Source organism: Bacillus sp. BB081, assembly GCF_008368895.1.
In the GTDB taxonomy this organism is placed as follows: domain Bacteria; phylum Bacillota; class Bacilli; order Bacillales; family Bacillaceae_G; genus Bacillus_A; species Bacillus_A wiedmannii.
The window spans coordinates 1-24215 of sequence record NZ_QOZX01000062.1; the positions used below are offsets into that span (position 1 = coordinate 1).

Annotated in this window: 23 protein-coding genes and 1 riboswitch; of the genes, 19 read left to right on the plus strand and 4 right to left on the minus strand. The window is 34.1% G+C overall.

Translation table 11 applies throughout. The annotated features are described in order from the left end of the window. Positions 1 to 242: 242 nt before the first annotated feature. Complete coding sequence (locus DN394_RS22770; protein WP_149294261.1) at positions 243 to 1490, plus strand: DUF4153 domain-containing protein; 1248 nt, start codon at positions 243 to 245, stop codon at positions 1488 to 1490. Between the two features lie 133 nt (positions 1491 to 1623). Beyond that, positions 1624 to 1729: riboswitch (SAM riboswitch) on the plus strand. Positions 1730 to 1858: 129 nt separating this feature from the next. Beyond that, entirely contained in the window at positions 1859 to 3079 is a 1221-nt protein-coding gene (locus tag DN394_RS22775) for an MFS transporter (RefSeq protein WP_149294262.1), read from the plus strand. Between the two features lie 55 nt (positions 3080 to 3134). Here the strand turns inward: DN394_RS22775 and DN394_RS22780 are convergent, their stop codons facing one another. Further along, positions 3135 to 4100 (minus strand): arsenic resistance protein, encoded by a 966-nt coding sequence (locus tag DN394_RS22780; protein ID WP_097993894.1) that lies wholly within the window; start codon positions 4098 to 4100, stop codon positions 3135 to 3137. 294 nt (positions 4101 to 4394) lie between these two features. On the opposite strand from DN394_RS22780, the gene DN394_RS22785 reads away from it, so the two are divergent. The 5 genes from DN394_RS22785 (at position 4395) to DN394_RS22810 (ending at position 9822) form a co-directional block, all read left to right on the plus strand. After that, positions 4395 to 5087: an FMN-dependent NADH-azoreductase gene (locus DN394_RS22785; protein ID WP_046955038.1), complete on the plus strand. Its 693-nt coding sequence runs from the start codon at positions 4395 to 4397 to the stop codon at positions 5085 to 5087. Between the two features lie 238 nt (positions 5088 to 5325). Beyond that, entirely contained in the window at positions 5326 to 6681 is a 1356-nt protein-coding gene (brnQ, locus tag DN394_RS22790; protein WP_141474930.1) for a branched-chain amino acid transport system II carrier protein, read from the plus strand. A gap of 85 nt (positions 6682 to 6766) precedes the next feature. After that, positions 6767 to 7186, plus strand: a complete 420-nt coding sequence (locus DN394_RS22795; RefSeq protein ID WP_000750847.1) for a VOC family protein — start codon at positions 6767 to 6769, stop codon at positions 7184 to 7186. A gap of 331 nt (positions 7187 to 7517) precedes the next feature. Beyond that, positions 7518 to 9167 carry a copper resistance CopC/CopD family protein gene (locus DN394_RS22805; RefSeq protein WP_097916044.1) on the plus strand — a complete coding sequence of 550 codons (1650 nt, stop codon included), beginning with the start codon at positions 7518 to 7520 and terminating at the stop codon, positions 9165 to 9167. Between the two features lie 34 nt (positions 9168 to 9201). Further along, complete coding sequence (locus tag DN394_RS22810) at positions 9202 to 9822, plus strand: YcnI family copper-binding membrane protein (protein ID WP_097916046.1); 621 nt, start codon at positions 9202 to 9204, stop codon at positions 9820 to 9822. Positions 9823 to 9869: 47 nt separating this feature from the next. On the opposite strand, the gene DN394_RS22815 is transcribed toward DN394_RS22810, so the two are convergent. Further along, positions 9870 to 10775 carry a DMT family transporter gene (locus DN394_RS22815; RefSeq protein ID WP_000192802.1) on the minus strand — a complete coding sequence of 302 codons (906 nt, stop codon included), beginning with the start codon at positions 10773 to 10775 and terminating at the stop codon, positions 9870 to 9872. A gap of 97 nt (positions 10776 to 10872) precedes the next feature. On the opposite strand from DN394_RS22815, the gene DN394_RS22820 reads away from it, so the two are divergent. The 4 genes from DN394_RS22820 (at position 10873) to DN394_RS22835 (ending at position 13675) form a co-directional block, all read left to right on the plus strand. Then, a complete protein-coding gene (locus tag DN394_RS22820) occupies positions 10873 to 11742 on the plus strand; it encodes a LysR family transcriptional regulator (protein ID WP_149294263.1) in 870 nt (289 codons plus the stop codon). Positions 11743 to 11862: 120 nt separating this feature from the next. Further along, positions 11863 to 12294 (plus strand): Rrf2 family transcriptional regulator, encoded by a 432-nt coding sequence (locus DN394_RS22825; RefSeq protein ID WP_098084234.1) that lies wholly within the window; start codon positions 11863 to 11865, stop codon positions 12292 to 12294. Between the two features lie 70 nt (positions 12295 to 12364). Further along, the gene (locus tag DN394_RS22830) at positions 12365 to 13015 is read left to right on the plus strand and encodes a DsbA family oxidoreductase (protein ID WP_046959135.1); all 651 of its coding nucleotides are present in this window, start codon (positions 12365 to 12367) and stop codon (positions 13013 to 13015) included. Between the two features lie 57 nt (positions 13016 to 13072). Next, positions 13073 to 13675, plus strand: a complete 603-nt coding sequence (locus DN394_RS22835; protein WP_098084229.1) for a nitroreductase family protein — start codon at positions 13073 to 13075, stop codon at positions 13673 to 13675. A gap of 154 nt (positions 13676 to 13829) precedes the next feature. Here the strand turns inward: DN394_RS22835 and DN394_RS22840 are convergent, their stop codons facing one another. Next, complete coding sequence (locus tag DN394_RS22840; protein ID WP_046959136.1) at positions 13830 to 14246, minus strand: GNAT family N-acetyltransferase; 417 nt, start codon at positions 14244 to 14246, stop codon at positions 13830 to 13832. A 183-nt stretch (positions 14247 to 14429) separates the two neighbouring features. Here DN394_RS22840 and DN394_RS29535 point away from each other — a divergent pair, with 183 nt between their 5' ends. The 3 genes from DN394_RS29535 to DN394_RS22850 all read left to right on the plus strand — a co-directional run bounded on the left by DN394_RS29535 (position 14430) and on the right by DN394_RS22850 (position 17472). Then, a complete protein-coding gene (locus tag DN394_RS29535; protein WP_000997339.1) occupies positions 14430 to 14564 on the plus strand; it encodes a hypothetical protein in 135 nt (44 codons plus the stop codon). A 105-nt stretch (positions 14565 to 14669) separates the two neighbouring features. Continuing rightward, complete coding sequence (locus DN394_RS22845; RefSeq protein ID WP_149294264.1) at positions 14670 to 16280, plus strand: amidase family protein; 1611 nt, start codon at positions 14670 to 14672, stop codon at positions 16278 to 16280. Between the two features lie 178 nt (positions 16281 to 16458). Then, positions 16459 to 17472, plus strand: coding sequence for an AI-2E family transporter (locus DN394_RS22850; protein WP_046959138.1), 1014 nt, complete (start codon positions 16459 to 16461; stop codon positions 17470 to 17472). A gap of 85 nt (positions 17473 to 17557) precedes the next feature. Here DN394_RS22850 and DN394_RS22855 read toward each other — a convergent pair whose 3' ends face one another. Then, positions 17558 to 18502 carry an L-lactate dehydrogenase gene (locus DN394_RS22855; protein WP_000715320.1) on the minus strand — a complete coding sequence of 315 codons (945 nt, stop codon included), beginning with the start codon at positions 18500 to 18502 and terminating at the stop codon, positions 17558 to 17560. Between the two features lie 201 nt (positions 18503 to 18703). Between DN394_RS22855 and DN394_RS22860 the strand changes: the two genes are divergently transcribed. From DN394_RS22860 to DN394_RS22880, 5 genes are all read left to right on the plus strand, one after another. Then, a complete protein-coding gene (locus DN394_RS22860) occupies positions 18704 to 20140 on the plus strand; it encodes a flavin monoamine oxidase family protein (protein ID WP_149294265.1) in 1437 nt (478 codons plus the stop codon). A gap of 103 nt (positions 20141 to 20243) precedes the next feature. Next, positions 20244 to 21161 (plus strand): CobW family GTP-binding protein, encoded by a 918-nt coding sequence (locus DN394_RS22865; protein WP_179953662.1) that lies wholly within the window; start codon positions 20244 to 20246, stop codon positions 21159 to 21161. Between the two features lie 286 nt (positions 21162 to 21447). After that, positions 21448 to 22665 carry a substrate-binding domain-containing protein gene (locus DN394_RS22870; protein ID WP_149294266.1) on the plus strand — a complete coding sequence of 406 codons (1218 nt, stop codon included), beginning with the start codon at positions 21448 to 21450 and terminating at the stop codon, positions 22663 to 22665. 89 nt (positions 22666 to 22754) lie between these two features. After that, positions 22755 to 23528, plus strand: a complete 774-nt coding sequence (locus DN394_RS22875) for an ABC transporter ATP-binding protein (protein WP_149294267.1) — start codon at positions 22755 to 22757, stop codon at positions 23526 to 23528. Continuing rightward, complete coding sequence (locus DN394_RS22880) at positions 23506 to 24207, plus strand: branched-chain amino acid ABC transporter ATP-binding protein (protein ID WP_060490021.1); 702 nt, start codon at positions 23506 to 23508, stop codon at positions 24205 to 24207. The genes DN394_RS22875 and DN394_RS22880 overlap by 23 nt, the downstream gene beginning before the upstream one ends. Positions 24208 to 24215: the final 8 nt, after the last annotated feature.

The window sequence follows — 24215 nt, forward strand, 5'->3', positions numbered from 1 at the left end:
ATAGGACGTTTATATTATCTTTATCATTTCTTTTATATAAAAGGAAAAAAGTAATTAAGAGAAATTGAGAGTAGCTTATACTGATGTATTTGAAAATATGCAATAAAAAAATCATCTTAAATAATAAAATTTTATTGTAAAACGATAAATTTTATATTAAAATCAAAAACAGAATAAATAAGTGTGGTGCTTTTTATGGAAAAGATAAAAATGTTGTTTTTTTAATTAGAGGAGGTATAAATATGGACATTAACAATTTGATTATTGAAAATATGGATAACCCTCATGAGTTGGAGAGAATGTATAGAAAAGACCCGAAAGTTTTTAAAAAGTCATTCTCACAAGCATGGGATGAAAAACCTGATTCTCAGGTACTAGCTGCTTGGTACGAAAGATTGCATTTCAAGGAGACGGCAAATAAAGAAAAAATATCGCTGTTTCAAAAAGGTTTCTTATTCATGGGTATGTTAGCTATTCTAGCTGGACTAAGCACCAGAATCATTTTCCACTTTGTCGAGCAGGAAGCAATTGCTCCCATTAACCTAGCTTTTGGTGTAATTCCTTTTATTGTTGCTTATTTTATTTACAATAATACTCCGAAAAAAAGTATTATTTATTTCCTTGCGGCGTTGTTACTAATTTCCGGATTGTATCTTAATATGTTGCCATTAAATTATAAAGACAGCAGTATCCTTGCTTATTTACATTTTCCTATAATGTTATGGGTTTTAGTAGGGATTGCGTTTACAGGAAATGAATATTCAAAAGGTAGTACAAGATTAGCTTATATTAAATTTAATTTAGAATATTGTCTTCTCTACGCGAGTATGGCAGTGAGCGGAATGGTATTAGCAGTATTCACCATGAAGTTATTTAGCTTCGTTGACTTGGATATAGGAGAATTCTATTTTAGTAATGTTGTGTTATTTGGTGCTGCTGCTCTCGCTATTGTGGCTGCATATTTAGTATCAATGAATCTTAAACTTGCTAAAAATATTACACCATACATATCTAAAATTTTTAGTCCTCTTGTCCTGATCACATTGTTGATCTATCTTATAACAGTTATATGGGTCGGAAAAAATCCGTTCTTGGACCGCAATTTCTTAATGGTCTTCAACGGAATACTCCTTGGTGTATTGGCTGTTACTATATTTTCTATTGTTGAGAGTGACTCAGATGAGAAAAAGAACATTTCAGATTATATAAATTTTTCCTTAATTGTTCTGGCGCTTATTATTGACACTGTGGCTTTGTCAGCCATCATATTCAGACTTTCTTCTTACGGGATTACACCTAATAGACTTGCTGTGTTAGGGGTAAACATACTGATCTGGGCAAATCTAATTTGGATTATGTTTTCTTATATGCGTTTCTTGCAAAACAAATCAGGACCAACAGCTATCCAAAATGCCGTTACGAAGTATTTACCAATCTACGGACTTTGGACAGCTTTCGTTATATTTACGTTTCCGATAATTTTTAATTAGGAAGGCTTTGTTAATGTAATGATAAATTTGTTAAAAGAGGATGATGGATGTCATCCTCTTTTAACTGTATAGAAAAACATATTGAAATTATTTTGATGTAATATATAATAAATTTAGATAATTCAATAAAAACTTCTTATTAAGAGAGGTGGAGGGACTGGCCCTTTGAAACCTCAGCAACCTAATGTTATATAAAGGTGCTAAATCCTGTAGGATCTAAAAGTCCTAATAGATGAGAATGTGGTTATAAGTAAACCTTCTTCTTATTTTGAAGAAGGTTTTTTGTCATTTAAATAGAGAATTTAAAAGGTGGTGATACAGAAGAGAAAGCATTAAAGAGAATATAGAAAGAGAAACCGGAGGGCATTGTGAATAATCAAGTTGGGGGTTTAGAAGAGAATAGCACTAGTAGTATTTGGAGCAATAAAGTTTTTTCGTATTTTTTCTTAGCAAGTTGCATTTCTTTAATAGGTAATTCTATGGTTACGCTCGTTTTACCGTTATGGGTAATGAAATTGACGAACTCTCCATTACTTGTTTCTGGGATAAACGTTGCAATTGCAATGGCGGCGATTTTGTTTGCACCTGTAACAGGGACGTTAGCAGATCGAATGTCGAGAAGGAAGCTTATGATAATTGCAGATGTTATGAGATGTATCGTTATGATTTATGTTGCGGTAATAGCATTTTATAATAAAATGTTGTACATTCCGTTACTACTGTTACTTATTATACGTTCAATTGGGAGTGCTTTATTTACTCCAGCTTCAAATGCAGCATTAGTAACATATGTGGAAGAAAAGCATGTTCAACAGGCGATCACGCTGAGACAAATCTCAATACAAATCATATCGGTAGCCATTCCTTTAATGGCTAGCTTTTTAATTAGTATTTTTAATTTTCATGGAGTATTTATGTTAGATGCAATTACATTTTTTATATCATTTTTAATTTTAATGAAAATCAAATTTCCACGTGAATTAAAAGTAGAAAAGAAAAAGCCTTTTTATGAAGACTTTAAAGAGGGGTTCTCACTTTTAAAAAGTAATCAATCATTGAAAATGTTGCTTATGAGCGCTGCAATCATTAATTTGCTTGGAGCGGCGTGTATGCTATCACTGCAAGTAATCGTTGTTAGAGAGATGGATCTTTCTATGCAGTGGTATAGTATAGTTTTTGCAGCATCACCGATAGGGATTTTAATAGGAGCATTTATTACGAAAAAGATTCGTACATATAAAACGATTACGACTGCTTTTATATTTACCGCTATTATGGGAATTTTTAATGCTGCAATGGGTACGACAGTAAATCCGGTGTTATTTTCTGTTTATTATTTTCTATCAGGAATTGCATTTGGGGTAAGTAATGTATATTTTGGAGTGTTGTATAGAAAGTTAATTCCAAATGAAGTGCAAGGAAGATTTTTCGGTTTTTTAAGTTCGTTATTATTAGTATCTACTCCAGTTGGAATTGCAATAACAGGATATTTCTTAGAGTCAATTTCAGCTTCTATTGTATTTATTATAATTGGTATTATTACGTTTCTAGTTTCGGTTATTTCATTTGTAACGATAAATAAGAAATAAGTGTTGTATGAGATTTTTCAATAATAAAAAACGTCCTATAGCAGGACGTTTTTTATTATGTATGTTGCTGTTTCTTCTTAATAAGTAATAACATTTGTGACACACAAGCAAGTACTGGCAGTTCAATCAACGGTCCAATAACGAGTGCAAGTGCGATAAGAGGCTCGTCTGGAAAAGCTGTTACAGCAATAGCGAGTGCAACAGGCGAGTTTCTTGCTAACGTCGTTAAATTTAGACTTACTGTATCTTTATAAGATAAACGCATAATGCGTCCGATAAATTGTCCGAGTACGAAATTAATGATGAAGAACAATAGAACAGGAATGAGTAATAGTAAAACGACATTCATATTTTTTAGTAAATATTTACCTTGTGATGCAAACATCGCTACTATCGCTAAACTTAAAAATACAATTTGCGCAGAGTTGAAAAACGGAATGAGTTTATTCTCGAGTGTTTCAGCTTGTTTCATTTTATACATAATGAATTTTGTAGCGTGTGCAAGTACAAATGGTAAGACGATTACGATAACAATACTTTCTACTAAAACAGAAACCGCTACAGTCTTCATGACACCAGCAAATAAAAATAAATAAATGGGAAGGAGTAGTACTTGCAAAATTAAATTTACAGGCAAAATTGCAGTAGAAAGTGCTACATTTCCTTTCGCTATTTCAGTAAAGATTAAGTACCAGTCTGTACATGGAGTAACCATTAACATAATAAATCCAACCCAAAGTGCTGGATGATCTGAAAGAAATAGTGCACCTAATCCCCAAGCGAGTAAAGGTGTCCATAAAAAATTAATAGTAAGACTCGTTCCAGCAAATTTTAAATTACGGAATCCATTTTTTATTTCTTTCAATGGGATGCTGAGGAATAATCCATACAGCATGAAAAATAAGAAGGGGACAATAAAGTGCTCTGAGTACATATGTATCAAATTAAATTGTCCGAGTACGATGCCGCATGTAACAGCAAAAAGAATAATAAAAGTTTGAATCTTTTCTATAGTGCTCATGAGTAAATCCTTTCTAAATATGAATTGCCCTCTCTAAATCCATTATACAAATAATAAAGTTATAATGGGTGTTTTAATTGTATTGGGGATATTATTTTTAATTTGAGATATTATTTTTTATTTAAAGTTACTTGACTAAAGTAAGTAGGTGTATTACAATCACTTACATAAGGTAATTAAATAACAAAAAGTTTTATGTGTCTTTACTAAAGGTATCTATTGGAACTTTTTATTAGAATAAGAATTTTTATGATGATGAATAATGAATATGATAAGAAAGTCTAGGTGAAGAAAATGGGATTATTTAGCTCGTTATTTGGTAAAAAAGAAGAAAATACAAAAGTAGAGGGGAATAAAACAATGTCAAAAGTATTATTTGTAAAAGCAAACGATCGTCCAGCGGAGCAAGCAATTAGTTCAAAAATGTATGAAACATTTGTAAGTACTTATAAAGAAGCGAACCCAAATACAGAAATTACAGAGTTAGATTTATTTGCATTAGATCTTCCATACTACGGAAACATCGCTATTTCAGGTGGATACAAACGTAGTCAAGGAATGGAATTAACAGCAGAAGAAGAGAAGGCTGTAGCAACAGTAGATCAATATTTAAATCAGTTTTTAGAAGCTGATAAAGTTGTATTTGCGTTCCCACTTTGGAACTTCACAGTACCAGCACCATTAATCACATATATTTCATACTTATCTCAAGCTGGAAAAACGTTTAAATATACAGCGAATGGTCCAGAAGGTTTAGCTGGTGGTAAGAAAGTAGTTGTATTAGGTGCTCGTGGTTCAGATTACTCTTCAGAGCAAATGGCTCCTATGGAAATGGCAGTTAATTACGTAACAACTGTACTTGGATTCTGGGGAATTACAAATCCAGAGACAGTTGTAATTGAAGGACACAATCAATATCCAGATCGTTCACAACAAATTGTTGAAGAAGGATTAGAAAACGTTAAAAAAGTAGCTGCAAAATTTTAATTTATGATAGTAAATGGAAAAACCAACATGGATGACCATGTTGGTTTTTTAGTCTGTTTTCTATGTTAAAAAATGTATATTTATAAAATAAATGAAAAGTTTGAAAATAGTATTGCAAAATATTATATATCAAACTATAATGAGTTCAAGAATAGTTGATACTCGAATTGAATATTCAGAAAATTCAATTAGTTAAAAATGGAAAATGAGATAAGGAAATTTGAATGGGGGTTATATTATGGCGAATAAAGTACCGTTTTCGTTCATAGTAGTTATTGGATTAATGTTATTTGCACTATTTTTTGGAGCAGGAAATTTAATATTCCCGGCAATGCTTGGTCAATCGGCAGGAGAGAATGTGTGGATTGCTAACGCTGGATTTTTAGTAACTGGTGTTGGATTACCATTACTAGGTGTACTAGCATTTGGTTTTTCAGGTAAAGATGATTTACAGTCATTAGCAAGTCGTGCTCACCCAGTGTTCGGGATTGTGTTTACAACAGTTTTATACTTAGCGATCGGTCCGTTATTTGCAATACCGAGAACAGGAAATGTATCTTATGAAATTGGTCTTAAGCCGTTTATGCCAGAGGGATTAGGTTCTACACCTTTAATTCTTTTCACAATTGTATTCTTTAGCATCACTTGTTTTTTTTCGCTAAATCCCGCGAAAATTGTCGATATTGTTGGAAAAATCTTAACGCCAATTAAATTAACATTCATCGGTATTTTAGTAATCGTTGCTTTTATTCACCCGATTGGAGAAATGCAAGCACCAGTTGAAGCTTATACATCACACGCATTCTTTAAAGGGTTCCAAGAAGGATACTTAACGATGGACACGCTTGCATCATTCGTATTCGGAATCATCATCATTAATGCAATTAAAGAAAAAGGTGCGAAAACGAAAACGCAAATTATGGTCGTTTGTGCAAAAGCGACAATCATTGCAGCATCTATTTTAGCAATTATCTATACAGCTCTTTCTTATATGGGTGCTTCAAGTGTTGCAAAGCTTGGACATTTAGAGAATGGTGGAGAAGTATTAGCGAAAGTTTCTAACTATTATTTTGGATCATATGGCGGAGTATTATTAGGATTAATGATTACAGTAGCGTGTTTAACAACTAGTGTGGGACTTGTATCAGCATGTTCTTCATTCTTCCATAAGTTATTCCCAAAGGTTCCTTACAAAGCGATTGCCATCACGCTATGTGTATTTAGTGCAATTGTTGCAAACGTAGGATTAACACAATTAATCGCAGTTTCTGTTCCAGTACTAACAGCAATTTATCCACTAGCAATCGTATTGATTTTCTTAACATTCTTCCATTCATTATTCAAAGGAAGAGCTGAAGTTTATCAAGTGAGCTTAATCATAACATTTATCATCAGCTTATTCGATGGATTAAGTGCAGCTGGAGTTAACATTGAAGTAGTAAGCCGAGTGTTCACTAAATTCCTTCCGATGCAAGAAGTAGGATTAGGATGGATTTTCCCAGCGATTATCGGTGGATTTATCGGATATGGCATTAGCGTTTTAAAAGCAAAAAATCAAGTTCAACCAGCTAGTGCGAATAAGAAAATAGGTTAAATAAAAAAGTTATAGAACTTGTTTCTATAACTTTTTTTGTTACTATTGATAAGGATAGAAAAAATAAAGTAGTAGGGGAAATAAAATGAAAAAAACAATTGATCATATCGGCATCGCAGTTCGAGATATAGATAGTACGATACGTTTTTATGAAAATGTGTTACTAGGAACTTTAATAGATCGTTACGTAAGTGAAGCTCCTGGTGTGGAAAGCGAAGTAGCCATTCTTGAAGTGGATGGAGATAGAATTGAATTACTTGCACCGACGAATAATAAGACATCTCCAATTGCCCGTTTTATTAAACAAAAAGGTAAAGGTGTTCATCACGTTGCGTATCGTGTCGATGATTTAGATGTGGCTCTAGAAGATTTAAAAGAACAAGGTATTCGGACATTAGAGCACACACTTCGGATTAATAAGCACGGTAGAAGATTAATATATCTTAACCCAGCGGATACAGAGGGAACAATCATTGAGTATTGTGATTATCCAGAAGAGAAGTAAAGAAATTTTATGATTGAAGAAGGGTATTACGTAATAACGTAATGCCTTTTTTATTTATGTATTTCACACTTTCTTCACAAATAATTCACGATAACCTTTCTTCTTTAGGAACTTACATAAATATATTTTATGATATAATAACAATCGACTTTAAAAATGTAAGTTGTATCTGTGAAGGTAGTTACTATTATATTAGAAGTTTAGAGGTAAAAGAGAAATAAAGAGTTTTACTGTATAGAAGTTTATATTTAATCAGGTTAATATTTATTCAAGTAATCGACTTGGTAAGTAGATGTAATGAAAATAGAGCGATGAGGAAGAAAGAAGTGAAATGAGTGTGAAAGTAATGAGAAGGTTAGGGGCAGGGTTATTAATTGTATGTATGCTTATTATATCGATGCCGAAAAGCGCATCTGCTCATGCGTACATTGTGAAATCAAACCCTACTGAAAATGAAACGGTGAAGAAAGCACCATCTGCAGTGAAAATTGAATTTGATGAGGATATACAAGTTTCGCATTTTAATACATTGTTTGTAAGAGATACCTCAGGTACAAGAGTAGATTTAAAAGATGTTCATATTGATAAAGAAAATAAAAAATTATTAGAAGTAGGGTTAAAAGAAAATTTAAAAAACGGACTCTACTCTATTCAGTGGAAAGTGATTTCTGCTGATGGGCATCCCATTCAAGGAGTGATTCCGTTCCGAATTGGGTCAGCAGAAGCGGGAGCAGACGATATACAAGTAGAAGAGATGGGGTATGTCCCGAAAATAGATATGATTATGGAACGTGGAGTTTTATATACAAGTTTCTCACTATTTATAGGAGTGCTATTCTTTAATCTTATTATGTATAAAGGGAATGCAATCTCGGTTCGATCAAGGAGTAAGAACATAATATGGATCTCATTATTGGGTATATTGATTAGCTTATTATTCAATCTGCCATTGCAAGCGAAAATAAATGCTGATGTTTCATGGTTAGAAGCATTCGATCCATTACTATTAAAAGAAACATTACAGCTTTCTGTTTTTGGATATGTATGGATTACTCAAATGGTTCTTATTAGTTCGCTTATAATTGTTACTTATTTTGCGATGAAGTGTGAGAAGCTGTCGTCGTTTAAAGTATGGAGCATTCCAATACTATTGTTTATCGGGATACTTGTTATGAAAGCCTTTAATAGTCATGCATTTGGTTTAAAGTTTAAAGAGATTGCGGTCGTTATGGACTTTCTACATTTATTCGCAGCTTCGTTATGGGTTGGAGGTCTATCATCCATTATTCTTCTTTTACGTAAAGAGGAAGACAAGTGGCATATGTATTGGGATATGATTAAGCGTTTTTCATCGTGGGCAACAGGTGCTGTCATCGTGATTTTAATAACAGGTCTTTTTAACAGTACATTCTTTATACCAACAATTCATTCGTTATTTGATACGAAGTATGGTTTAGCTTTATTAGCGAAGATACTTTTATTCATTTTCATGGGGATATTGGGAATTGTTCACTATGTGAAAGGGAAAATGAGAGCGGAGCAAGGATTAGGCGCTACGGTGAAAGTAGAGTTTATCATAGGAATTATCATCTTTGTCATCGTAGCTTTTATGACAAACGTACAAACACCACCGATGCCTCCTACTGGACCTTTTACAGAGAGTAAGCAATTAGATAATGGGTATGAACTTACTTTACATGTAAGTCCTAATAAAGTAGGACAAAATACATTCCATATTACTTTAAAGGATGAGAACGGACAACCTGTTACCGATATGGAGCAAATTATTTTAACTACGCAATCATTGGATATGAACATGGGAAAAGGTTCATTTAAAGTTTCGGCCGTTTCACCAGGAGAATATGAAGCGGAAGGTATGTATATTAACATGACAGGAAACTGGAATATACAAGTGCACGGATTAACAAAATCTCTTGATAGCTTTGATGCGGATTATAAATTTATAGTAGGCGGCAGATAAAGAGAAGGTATAAATAAAAAGGAGTTAATAGAAAATGAAACGTATAAAAAAAATTGGCACAACAATGATCGCAACAATTATTGCAATGGGAATTTTTTCGTTACCTGTTAGTGCGCACGTCACTGTGAAACCAGAAGCTTCGGACGTTAATTCTTGGGAGACTTACACGATAAAAGTACCAGTTGAAAAGAATGTAGCAACGACAAAAGTTACATTGAAAATACCGTCTGGAGTGGAATTCCAACAGTATGAACCAGTACCAGGATGGAAAGTGGAAGAGCAAAAAGATAATGCTGGAAAAGTGAAAACTGTAGTATGGGAAGCAACAGGAGAAGGGATTTTACCTGGCCAGTTCCAGCGATTTACTTTCGTCGCTAAAAATCCGGATAAAGAACAAAAAATAGCTTGGGATGCATATCAACAATATCAAGACGGAGAAATTGTTGAATGGACAGGCGATGAAAAAGCTGAAAAACCACATTCACTTACTACAATTGCAAAAGGTACGTCATTAACAGGAGAACATGGTGAAGTGTCTAGTGTAGAACAGAATGAAGGTACTAGTAATATGCAAGTAATAGCGATTGTCTTATCTATTTTGGCGATTGTATCGTCGGCAGGTGCGTGTGTTTTTGTAGTACGCCGTAAAAGGTAAGTAAAAGGGTGAAAAAGAGCCTACAAACAGCAGGCTCTTTTTCATTTTTATTTCACTTCAACTTGCTGCCTTACAGCAAGTGTTTTTGGCTTTATATTTACGAAACAAATACTCACCACAATAAATAATAGTCCGATGAATAAGCTAATAGTAATGGCCTCATGTAAGAAAATTGAACTTACAATAATAGCGATTAATGGAATAAGAAATGTATAAGCCCCAACTTTACTTGCTTCACCAGCTCCAACAAGAGTAAAGTATGCAAGCCATCCCATTGCAATAACAAAGAATGAAATAAAGAGTAGTACACTAACAAATGGTATACTCCAAGCGATACTAGACCAGCTTTCAAACTCTGAACCAAATCCAATTAAGCAAAGCCCGCCAATAATAAGCTGAAGTGTTACCATCCAAATGGAATTAACGCGGTGCCCAGTCTTCTTAATAAATACTGTGCCAAGTGCCCAGCCAATAGCGCATCCTATCGCGAGAAGGATTCCAATAATAGAAATATGTCCAGTTAAACTACTAGAGCTAATGACACCTACGCCAATAAATCCAAGAACAAGCCCAAAAATTTTTAAGCCGTACATAGATTCTTCAAGCCAAATCCATGAGAAAATGCCCAGTAAAACAGGTTGTAGAAATACAATGGCTGAAAATAACCCAGCGGGCATATATTGAAGGCCTACAGTTTGTAATCCGTAAAATATAATGATGTTAAGTAAAGAAGAAATAACGTATAAATGCCAAGTTTCTTTTAAGTGTAACTCTTTGTATTTCGGTAATGCGAAAAGGAGTAAAATGAATCCTCCAATTAAAGTTCGAACGCCTGCAAATAAAACGGGTGGTGTATAATGCAGGGCAAACTTAGATAAAGGCCAATTGATTCCCCACATGAAAACGAGAAAGGTAAGGATTATGGCCGTCTTAGTTCGAGAAAGCTGTGTCATGGTAAGACCTCCTTGTTGTTATTCATTTCACTATGATATGATATCGACTGTAATAAATAAAATGAATCTTTTTTATAAGGAGTATAAGTGATTAGTTATGACCATTACACAACTGCAAGTATTAATAAAAACTGTTGAGTTAGGTAGTTTTACGAAGGCTGCTCGGGTGTTAAATATGACGCAGCCAGCTGTAAGTCATGCGATTTCAAGTATTGAGTCAGAGTTAGGAGTTACGATTCTTATACGTGATAAACGAAAAGGGCTAATCGTTACGGATGTAGGAAACAGAATTCTTGTGCATATTAGAGAGATTTTGAACGGTGTAGAGAAGATTGAACAAGAAGTTGCGATGGAGAAAGGATACGAAGTTGGGACGATTCGAATTGGGAGTTTTCCGAGTGCCTCTGCACATTTCTTACCCAAAATGATAAACCTTTTTAAGGAGAAGTATCCGAGCTTAGAAGTCGTTCTTTGTGAAGGAACGATTAAAGAAGTTGAAGATTGGTTAGTATCGAGGGTTATTGATATAGGAATTGTTATTTTGCCTAATAAAGAGATGGAGATTGTCCCATTAACGAAGGGGAAAATGGTTGCTATCTTAAGAGATGATCATCCTCTTTGTAAGAAGGACTCTATTGCAATTAGTGATTTAGAGAATGAACCGATCATATTATGTAAGGGTGGATACGAACCACCCATTATTGATATGTTTAAACAAGCAAACGTACCACTTCGGGCTGAGTATGTAATATCGACCGTTACTACAGCTTTAAATATGATTCAAGAAGGGTTAGGTATTGCAATATTAGCTCAATTATCTTTAACGAATTTACCACAGAATGTGCAAACGAGAGAATTGGAACCACAAGTATGGAGAGAAATTGCTTTAGCTGTTCCTTCATTAAAGGATTCCTCAATCGCTGTGCAGCTATTTATTGAAGAATTTCAAGCGCTATTTACAGAATAAAAAGAGGTGTCTCATATATCATAATGGGACACTTTTTAATTTGCTTATAAAAAATCTATGAAAAGGATTGACTTATCTTTTTGTTGTAACTATAATGATTACATCAAGGTGGTGATCACAATGAAAATTAGTAGCCGCTTTTCTATAGCTGTTCATATTTTATCTATTTTGAAAAACAATGCATCTTCACTTTGTACTTCAGACTATATAGCTGAAAGTGTAAACACAAATCCAGTAGTCATTCGTAAAATGATGTCGTACTTGAAACAAGCTGGTTTTGTATATGTAAATCGCGGTCCAGGTGGTGCGGGATTATTAAAGGATTTACATGAAATCACATTGTTAGATGTATATCATGCAGTAAATGTAGTCGAAGAAGACAAACTATTTCATATGCACGAGCAACCAAATCCAGATTGTCCAATTGGAGCAAATATTCAAGCAGTGTTAGAAGTTATATTAATACAAGCGCAATCCGCGATGGAAGAAATTTTGAGAAATATTACGATGGGGCATTTATTTGAAACTTTGCAAGAAAAAATGAATGCTTAAATCATATTTATATTTTTTTATTATCAATGTAACTGATTTGATTACAACTATAAAGGTAAGGTGTAAAAGTATGACTGTAAAAATGAAAGTATACTCAGATTTTATATGTCCATTTTGTTTTTTAGCAAAAGGTCCATTAGATGAAGTAGCGAAAGAGAAAGATGTAGAAATTGAATGGATGCCATTTGAATTACGTCCAAGTCCATATTCAAAAATAGATCCATGGAATGAGCCAGAAAAATTAGGCTCATGGGATGCTTTTATTCTTCCAACTGCGAAGAAGTTAGGAATCGATATGCGTTTGCCGCGTGTTTCACCGCATCCATATACACATTTAGCTTTCGAAGGATGTCAATTTGCGAAAGAACGTGGACTAGGAAATGAGTATCATCACCGCGTATTCGCAGCATTTTTCCAAGAAGAGCAAAACATTGAAGATATTGATGTTTTAACAAAATTAGCGGTAGAAGTAGGTCTTCCTGAAGCTGAATTTAAAGATGCTTTAGTAACTCGTAAATATAAAGAAAAGCATCAAGAAGCAATTCAGCATGCATATGATGAAGCAAATATTATGGCTGTTCCAACTGTCATGATTGGAGATGAAGTCATTCAAGGGCTTGCTAGTAAAGAAACGCTACAAAGAGTCATCGATAAAGAAATTGAAAAGGATAAAACAAATTCATTTGAAGGTATGCAATGTAATACAGATGGATATTGCTAATTCGCTTGTTATGAAATAACAAAATAAATTATAAAACAAATATTTGGAGGAATTAAAATGTCAGCAACTACAACAAATTTAAAAGAAGCAATCGTGAACCGTCGTTCTATTCGTAAAGTAACAAAAAACGATGCAATTACGAAAGAAAGAATTGAAGAAGTTTTAAAAACAGCTTTACACGCACCAACATCTTTCAATATGCAAAGTGGTCGTATGGTTGTATTAATGGATGGAGAACATGAAAGGTTTTGGGATATTGTTAAAGAAACACTAAGAGCCCGAGTACCAGCAGAAAACTTTGAAGCGACTGTAGAAAGATTAAAAGGTTTCCATACAGGTGTTGGGACTGTGTTATTCTTTGAAGATCAAGCAACAGTAGAAAAAATGCAAGAAAATGCACCATTATATAAAGATCAGTTCCCATTTTGGTCTCATCAAGGAAATGCAATGTTACAACATACTGTATGGATGTTATTATCGGCTGAAGGAATTGGTGCATCATTACAACACTACAATCCAATCGTAGATGCTGAAGTGAAAGAAACTTGGAACATTCCAGCAGAGTGGAGCTTAGTAGGACAAATGCCATTTGGTGAGCCAAATGAACAACCAGGAGAAAGAACTTTCTTACCTACTGAAGATGTAGTGAAATTTTATTAAGAAATTTAATATGTAAAAAGTTAAATAAAAGGAGAGTACATATTAGCCATATATGTACTCTCCTTTCGTATGCAATGTTAAACTCTTACTGCAAGAACGATTTCCTTCATATGAATCGAAGTCTTTCCTTACAATTAAAAATCTATTATGTTTATTATTTTGAAATGACAGTAAACATCCCCGTCATGTTTGGTGAGTAATCCTTAAAATCAAATTTTTCATAGAATGATTCTTTATCTTGTGATGCAAACAAACCGACAAACGCCTTATCAGGGGCATTCTCATGTAAGTATGCAACTAAACGATGCATGATTTCTTTCCCGATACCATGTTTCTGATACTCTGGATGAACTACTATATCTTGAATATAGAAATAGATAGATCCATCACCGACAATTCTCCCCATGCCGATAATTTGTTCATTATCTTTGACTGTGATGCAGTGAATAGAATGCTTCAGTGAAGTTTCCGCCACTTCAAAATTCATATAATTAGACCAACCAACAGAATCACATAAGTATTTGTACTCTTCTAATGTTGGAATGTTATGTTTAAACTCATATGTTTTCAAAATGTAACCTCCAAGTCCTTAAATACAACCAGTATATAAATTCGACATTTTTTTATCTTTTCCTCCTATGTAACTGAATCCCTTTTGGCTATTGAATTTCGTACAGTTTCCTTATTTGTATTAATTTATAAGAGTTTAGGGGAAAAATATTAGAAATAATGCAGTAGAAAGGGAAGTGGCAAAATGAATGATGAGAAAAAATATACAGTGGTAGGTACTGATGTTGAGGAGGTAAAACGTTTAAATAAGGATTCAGGGTTAACGTATAATCAAGTGAAGGAATTATTAGCGAAGCAAATGAAAAAAAGAATGAATTAAATTGAAATTTTTCATTTTTTCATTTAGCATTTTAATAAGAGAGGGTTATAAGGATAACTCTCTTTTTCAATACAATTGAGCAACTTTTAGAGCGGAGGAAACAGCATGAAAAAGTGGATAAAGATAACGCTGTCAATTGCTGGGGGGATCGTCCTATTAACATGTGCCGGAGGATATTACGTGTATAAAAATTATTTTCCAAAGGAACCTGAGCGTATCGTATATGATAAAGATAGAGTGTTAAAACCGATACATAATCAGTTGAAAGGGATTAACATAGATAATGTGAAGATAAAAGAAAAAGAGGTTGTAAATGCGACTGTGAACGAGCTTCAAAAAATGATTGATGATGGAAAATTATCATATGAAGAATTAACGAGTATTTATCTTTTTAGAATACAAGAACATGACCAAAATGGAATATCATTAAATGCTGTTACAGAGATTAATCCAAATGCAATGGAAGAAGCGCGAAAGTTAGATAAAGAAAGGTCTTCAAATAAGAAGTCGAACTTATACGGCATGCCGGTTATCGTAAAAGATAATGTACAAACAGAAAAGGTGATGCCGACAAGTGCGGGCACGTATGTGTTAAAAGATTGGATTGCAGATGAAGATGCGACAATCGTGAAGAAGTTGAAAGAAGAAGGTGCGTTTGTTTTAGGGAAAGCGAATATGTCTGAGTGGGCAAATTATTTATCCTTTACAATGCCTAGCGGATATAGCGGGAAAAAAGGGCAAAATTTGAATCCATACGGTCCGATTACGTTTGATACATCGGGATCAAGTTCTGGATCTGCTACAGTAGTTGCGGCAGATTTTGCACCACTTGCAATTGGGACGGAAACGACTGGGTCAATTGTAGCACCCGCGACGCAGCAATCAGTAGTTGGATTGCGTCCATCACTAGGTATGGTGAGTAGATCGGGCATTATTCCGTTAGCTGAAACACTTGATATAGCGGGACCGATGGCAAGAACGGTGAGGGATGCGGCAACGTTATTTAATATAATGGTAAGTAATGATGAAAAAGATGCTATGACAGAAAAAATGAAAGATAAAGAAAGAATTGATTATACGAAGGACTTATCAATAGACGGATTGAAAGGGAAAAAAGTAGGAGTTCTTTTTTCAATAGATCGACAAGATGAGAATAGAAAAAAAGTAGCAGAAAAGATTAGAAAAGACCTTCAAGATGCAGGTGCGATATTGACTGATGATATTCAGTTAAACGATGGGGGAGTAGATAATCTGCAAACATTAGAATATGAGTTCAAACATAATGTTAACGATTATCTTGCACAGCAAAAAAATGTACCGGTAAAATCGCTAGAAGAGATTATAGCGTTTAATAAAAAGGATAGTAATAGACGAATAAAATACGGACAAACATTAATTGAGGGATCTGAAAAATCTGCTATAACGAAAGATGAGTTTGAAAAAATAGTGCGATCGAGTCAAGAAAATGCAAGAAAAGAGCTAGATAGATATTTAGTAGAAAAAGGTTTGGATGCTTTAGTTATGATTAACAACGAAGAAGTTCTTCTATCAGCTGTAGCTGGCTATCCAGAATTAGCGGTGCCAGCAGGATATGATAACAATGGAGAGCCAGTAGGTGCAGTGTTTGTCGGGAAGCAATTTGGTGAAAAGGAACTCTTCAATATGGGATATGCGTATGAGCAACAGTCTAAAAATAGAAGATCACCAAAACTGTAAAAGGGTAAACGAAAAATAGAGCTCCACTGAAATATGTTGGTAGGCTAATATGAAAAGAATCTAACAATATAAAAAGAAAAAAAGGATTCTTCTCAATTAGTAAGAAAGATTGTCTATAGAAGTTCATAAAATGTAATATATTCAATTTCCATCCATTGAAGGGGGAGGTTAAATCTTAATGAATGAAGTGAAAAATTTCTTTCGAAGTAGAGGGTTCCAACGGTTTCTCGTTTTAATAATAGTAGCGCTTGTATTATATGGATTAAAAAGTATGATTAATTTAATATTAATTACGTTCATACTGACATTTTTAATGGATCGGTTTCAACGTTTTATTTCAAAGAAATTGAAAGTGAATCGGAAAATTGTTATCGCATGTTTGTATATAATATTAGTTACGTTTATCGGCACAACATTATATAAATATTTACCTGTGCTAACGATACAAATTTCCCAATTGATTTATCAGTTTAGGTTGTTTTTTCAAAATCCACCTGATAATGAGATCATTAAATATGCACTGTCAACTATTAATGGGATGGAAGTATCAAAATATATAGAACAAGGTGTAGATGTCATATATCAATCAATTGCAAATATAGGAAAAGTCAGTTTGCAAATACTACTCTCTCTTATTTTAAGTTTATTTTTCTTGTTAGAAAAAGAACGCATAATATCATTTACTTCGAAATTTAAAGATAGTAATCTGAAGGTTTTTTATGAGGAGATTACTTATTTTGGTGAAAGGTTTGCAAGATCGTTCGGTAAAGTAATTGAAGCACAGTTTTTAATTGCGGTTGTCAATTGTGTACTCACTGTAATTGCACTTGTGATTTTAGGATTTCCGCAGCTTCTTGTATTGGCCGTCATGGTCTTTCTACTCGGTTTGATTCCTGTTGCCGGTGTAATCATTTCTTTGTTTCCACTTTGTATTATTGCTTATAACGTAGGCGGGGTAATGTACGTTGTATACATACTTGTGTTCATTACAGTAATCCATGCTCTTGAAAGTTATTTTTTAAATCCGAAGTTTATGTCTGCGAAAACGAATTTGCCAATCTTTTATACATTTATGATTCTCATTTTCTCAGAACATTTCCTTGGAATATGGGGGCTTATTATCGGTATACCAATCTTCATTTTCTTATTAGATGTACTTGATGTAAACAATGAGGAACAGTTTAAAAAATAGGAAATGATAGAAAATAACTGATGTTTTCAAGGAATAATCAAAAAAGCAATCCAAAATAAATTGGATTGCTTTTTGGCATACACGATTAAAGAACTGGAGCCATTGTTTCTTTTAATACTTGAACAGAGTGATCGAATTTTAATTCTTCTTCTTCACTTAATTCCACTTCTAGAATTTCACGAACACCGCCGCGATTTAAAACAGCAGGTACGCCGATATAAACATCTTTTTGACCGTATTGGCCTTCTAAGTAAGCTGATACTGTTAATACGCTATTTTCGTCGTTTAAAATCGCCTTTGTAACACGTAGAAGTGACATACCAATACCATAGTAAGTTGCACCTTTTCGCTCAATAATATGGTAAGCTGCATCACGAACGTTTATGAAGATTTTGTCTAAATCTTCTTGCGTGTATGTGTTGTCTTTATCAAGAAGCGTTTGTAATTTTTGAATACCGACTGATACGTGACTCCAAACAGGAAGTTCCGTATCACCATGTTCACCGATAATATAAGCATGAATGTTGTGTGGACCAATATCGAAATACTCACCTAACATATAGCGGAAACGAGCAGAATCAAGAGTTGTACCAGAACCGATTACGCGTTCTTTTGGTAAACCAGATTCTTTCCAAGTTACGTAAGTTAAAATATCGACAGGATTAGTTGCGATTAAGAAGATACCATCAAATCCGCTATCCATAATACTACGAACGATTTGTTTAAAGATTTTCGCGTTTTTCTCAACTAAATCTAAACGTGTTTCGCCTGGTTTTTGTGGTAATCCAGCCGTAATGACTACAAGATCAGCATCTTTACAATCTTCGTAGCTACCTTTCCATACTCTAGTTGGAGCTGGAGCGAATGGAACAGCATGACTTAAATCCATTGCTTCTCCTTCAGCTTTTGCCTCGTTTACATCAACTAAAACAAATTCTTCAGCTACAGCTTGGTTAATCATACAGTAAGCATAACTACATCCAACTGCTCCTGTTCCTACTAATACTACACGGTTAATCCCTTTTTTCATTTTAAAATTCCTCGCAATTTCATTGATTTTATTATGTAAGATAATACGTCTTACTTCTATAGATTCATATCTAGTTTATTACATTTTATAAAAGATATTCAAGTATTTGAAAATGTATCCGTGCAATTTCTTGCACGAAACATAGGAAGTAAGTGAACCGAATATAATGCAATAAAATCCTTTATCGAAGGGGAAAAGGGCATGATGCAGCCATTAACGATGGAAAGAATGCTCCATATTATTAATGTGGGGCTTGTAAAAACGAAGAATCCAAAGCAAATTATTATTGCTGGTGCAGGAATTTCAGGATTAGTTGCAGCATCGTTATTGAAAGAATCAGGGCATAGCATAACAATTTTAGAAGCGAATAACCGAATAGGCGGAAGAATATATACGATCCGTGAACCGTTTAGCAGAGGCTTATATTTTAATGCCGGGCCAATGCGAATTCCTGAAACACACGAGTTAACTTTAGCTTACATTCGTAAATTTAAATTACCATTAAATCTTTTTATAAATAAAACCGCTTCAGATATTATTTATACGAATAATATTAAAACGAGATTGAGCGTATTTGAAAAAAATCCAAGTATACTTGGATATCCAATTTTAGAGAATGAAAAAGGGAAAACGGCAGAAGAATTAATGTTAGTAGTGCTAGAACCAATACTTAATTTTATAAAAAAAGATTCTAATAAAAACTGGATCATCGTTGAAACAAAGTATAAAACATATTCGCTCGGATCATTTTTAAGTGAGTATTATTCAGATGGAGCAATAGATATGATTGGGGTACTTCTAGATATGGAAGCATATATGGGAATGTCTTTAATTGAAGTATTACGTGAAATGATCTTTTTTACTTCAACGACAAAATATTATGAAATAACGGGCGGAATGGATACATTACCAAATTCATTTTTACCCGAGTTAAAAGAAAATATTTTTATGTCGTATAAAGTAGAAAAAATTATACAGGAAGATAGTAAAGTGATGATGCAAGTAACAAATGAACAAACGTTACATCCATTTATGGTAACAGGCGACATTGCTATTATCACAATTCCATTTTCAGCGTTACGATTTGTAGAAGTTCAGCCATATCATTTATTCTCTTATTTTAAAAGACGGGCAATTCGTGAATTAAACTATATAGCTTCGACTAAAATTGCGATAGAGTTTAAAAGTAGATTTTGGGAGAAAGCGAGACAGTGTGGCGGTAAATCTATTACAGATTTACCTATACGATTTACATATTATCCGAGTTATGGCATTCATACACCAGGGGCGGCTATCGTTTTAGCGAGTTATACGTGGGCAGATGAGGCGTTAACGTGGGATAGTCTCCCGCAAAGAGATCGTATACGTTACGCATTAAAAAATTTAGCGGAAATATACGGTGACATCGTCTATAGTGAGTTTGTTACTGGAACATCTTTTAGCTGGAGCCAAAATCCGTATTCTTGCGGCGCATTTACGGCTTTCGAACCAGGTCAAGAGTTAGAGTTATTTCCGTATATTACGCCGCCAGCTGGCAAAGTACACTTTGCAGGAGAGCATACGACATTAACACATGGATGGATGCAAGGAGCAATAGAGTCTGGAATTCGAGTTGCTTATGAAGTAAACGAACAGTGAAGATATATTTACAAATCACTATTCTTTTAATAAAATGATTAATATAAATCGTAATTATTACGCTTTGAATACGTTTGAAATAAAGAAATGGATGGTCGATCAAATGAAAAAAGTAGAAATTCATATATTAGGTGGCTTTTTAGGTAGTGGAAAATCAACATTATTACAAAATTTATTGTTAGCGGAGAAAAAGAAGAATAGAAAAGTTGCAGTATTAATGAATGAAATTGGTGAATACTCGGTAGATACAGACATTATTGGAAAAGAGAATGTTTTAAGAGAGCTTCTGAAAGGATGTATTTGTTGTACGCTAAAAGAAGAGCTTGAAATACAATTACATTCGTTATATCAGCAAGAGAGACCAGATGTCATTTATATAGAAACGACAGGTGTTGCACATCCAATTGAAGTGTTAGATGCGTGTGTATCACCAATTTTAGCACCTTTCCTAGAAGTGAAATCAATTGTCGTCGTTTTAGATGCAGTAAGGTGGTTAAATCGAAGAGTATTAAGTGCAAACGTTCAGCAATTATTGCATGAGCAACTGAAGTTTGGTAGCCACATTTTAATTAATAAATCAGATTTACTAACAGATGCGGATAAGAACAAAGTAATTGAAGAAGTGAAAGCAATAAATAATCATGCGAAATTGTTTGAAACAAAATATTGTAATATATCTTTAGAAGACATAGAAGAAGCTGAATTTACGAATGATAGGGAACATGAGACACTACATGTAAAACAGCATTTACATATACAAACGATGACATATCAATTTACGAAATCGATTGATCAAGATAAATTATACGAATGGCTTTCGAATTTACCAGATAGTATTTATCGTGTAAAAGGATTTGTGAAATTCCATGGAGATAAATACCCGCACTTATTCCAATATTCATTTGGGGTACCAACTTTACTGGAACAAGATTTCGGTTTCCCGACGAACTTGGTAGTAATAGGAGAAGGGCTAGATAAGAAACAATTAGCTGAAGGGTTAGAGAAAGTAGAAAATAATTAAGTGTTTTTTAGATAGGCTGCAATAATTGACTTAAGAACTTAAGTTAATTATTGTAGCTTTTTTCGTGATTAATACTGTAACGAAACAGTATTTTCAACTGGGAAGCAGAATATATATTGATTGTATGTCCGTTTCCATTAAATAGGAAGGTGATTATAGATTTGTGCCGAATGTAGAGGATACCACAAGAGTTTTCCATTACCTATCTTATAGTTAGTCATGATTACGGACAGGGGACTTTGGCGTGTTTGACTCTATCAGAAAGTAAAGTATGGGGAGGATCACAATGTCGATGAAAAAACGTAAATGGCTAAGAATGATGGCTACTGGTTGTGTTTTAAGTTCGTTATTAATAACGGCAGCTTGTTCAGGAAAGAAAACAAGTACAGAGGATGAAAAGACGATTAAGGTAGGGGTTCTTGCTTCATTAACAGGTCCATTAGAATCGTATGGAAAACAAACGGTGAACGGATTTGAATTAGGGTTAGACTATGCAACGGGTGGAACTGGGAAAGTGGAAGGGAAGAAGATTAAGTTTGTTGTAGAAGATACGGAAACGAAAGCAGAGGTAGCGGTTAAAAAAGCTACGAAGTTATTAGAAGAAGAGAAAGTCGATTTTTTAGTCGGATCTTCTAGTTCAAGTGATACATTAGCAGTTTTACCACTAGCTGAAGAATATGAAAAAATAATGGTTGTAGAACCGGCAGTTGCTGATAGTATTACCGGAAAGAATTGGAATAAGTATGTTTTTAGAACAGGAAGAAATTCTTCGCAAGATGCGATTGCAGGAGCAGCCGCAATCGCCAAAAAAGATGTAAAGATTGCGACGTTTGCCCCAGATAATGCATTTGGCCGTGAAGGAATTGCAGCATTTAAAGCTGGAGCGAAGAAATTAGGTGCGAATATTGTAAACGAGCAATATGCTGATACAAATTCGACTGACTTCACTGCAAATATTCAAAATATCATTAGCTCAAAACCAGATTATTTATTTATCGTTTGGGCAGGTGCGAATTCACCTTGGAAACAGTTGAAAGATATGAATGTGGAAGCGCAAGGTATTAAAATTTCTACCGGTGCACCAGATATACCGGCATTAAAAACGATGGATGCGTTAGTAGGAATGCAAGGTTTTTCTGTTTATTATCATACACTCCCGAAAAATAAGGTGAATGATTGGTTAGTGGAAGAACATAAAAAACGATTTAATGGTGCGGTGCCAGATTTATTTACAGCAGGTGGAATGTCAGCGGCAATTTCTATTGTAGAAGCTTTAAAGAAATCAAAAGGGGATACAGATGTAGATATGTTGATTAAGAAAATGGAAGGAATGGAATTTGATACACCGAAAGGAAAGATGAAGTTTAGAGAAAAGGATCACCAAGCGATGCAGACACTTTATTCTATCACATTGAAAAAGCAAGATGGTGTTGACTATCCGGTGCCAGTACTAGAGCGAGAATTAACGATGAAAGAGACAGAACCACCAATTCAAAATAAATAGACTGAATTTTCTGTTGTTTTTGTATAAAGAGGGGATACCCTCTTTATACGTATTTCTTTCATACTTAAAGCTTTAAAGGGAGGGATTTCGTGACACATTTGCTTGAAACGAAAAATCTTAGCGTATCTTTTGGTGAACATCATGTTATTAAGGATGTGAATGTAACAGTACAAAAAGGAAAGCTTATTTCCATTATTGGACCAAACGGTGCAGGAAAGACAACGTTATTTAATTTACTTAGTGGACAAATTTCTCCAACAAAGGGTGAAGTATATTTTAAGGGAAAAGAGATTACAAAATTATCAATTTCAGATCGAACTCGATTAGGGATTGGTCGTTCTTTTCAACTTACAAATATATTCCCAGAGTTAACGGTACTTGAAAATGTTCGTTTAAGTGTTCAATCATTCGTGCAAGATTACTATAGTTTTTTTCCGAGTTCAGCAAAATTTAAGCAACAAGTTGGAGAGGCGAGACGTTTCTTAAAAACAGTATTACTTCAGGAGAAAGAACATGTATTAGCGAAAGATTTAGCGCATGGAGAAAAACGAAAGTTAGAGCTTGCAATGTTATTAGCTTTAAAAACGGATGTGTTACTACTTGATGAGCCGACGGCAGGTATATCAGTTGAGGAGGTACCGGCTATTTTACAAGTGATTGAAAATATTAAAAAACATCCAGAGAGTACGATTGTACTTATTGAACACAAAATGGATATGGTACTAGGTTTGTCAGACCATCTTATCGTTTTATTCCATGGAGAGCTATTGGCTGAAGGTTTGCCCGAAGAGATTATGAAAGATGAGCGTGTACAAAGTGCTTATTTAGGGGGATTATATAGTGGCACTATTACAAGTAAATAATATAGAGACGTATTTAGATCAGTTTCATATTTTACAAGGGGTATCTCTTGCTGTTGAGAAAGGAACGATTACTGTACTGTTTGGAAGAAATGGGGCAGGGAAGACTACGACATTACGTTCGGTTATGGGATTTCACCATATCGCACATGGTGAAATTTATTATGATAGTACACAAGTAAATGGATTATCTACACACTTAATTTCAAGGAAAGGAATAGGGTATGTACCAGAAAATCAAGGTATTTTTCACGACCTGACGGTAGAAGAAACATTCGCTCTGGCTAGGGGGAAGGGAGAAGAAGCGAAAGAGAAAATCGAGTGGATGCTTGAACTATTTCCAGATTTAAAGCAGTTTTGGCATAAAAAAAGCGGACTCTTAAGCGGAGGACAAAAGCAAATGCTAGCAATTTCAAGAGCATTTATTAATAGTGATGGTTTATTACTTATTGATGAGCCGAGTAAAGGCTTGTCCCCTATTATGATAGAAAAATTAATGATAGCCATTTTGAAAATGAAGGAGAAAACAACAGTTTTACTCGTTGAACAAAACTTTATGATGGCTAGTCAAATTGGGGATTATTTTTATATTATGGATAACGGAAGAATTGTTCATAACGGTTTTATGCATGAATTAAAAGAGGATAAGGAAATGTGTCACAAATATTTAGGAATCTCTTAACATGAATC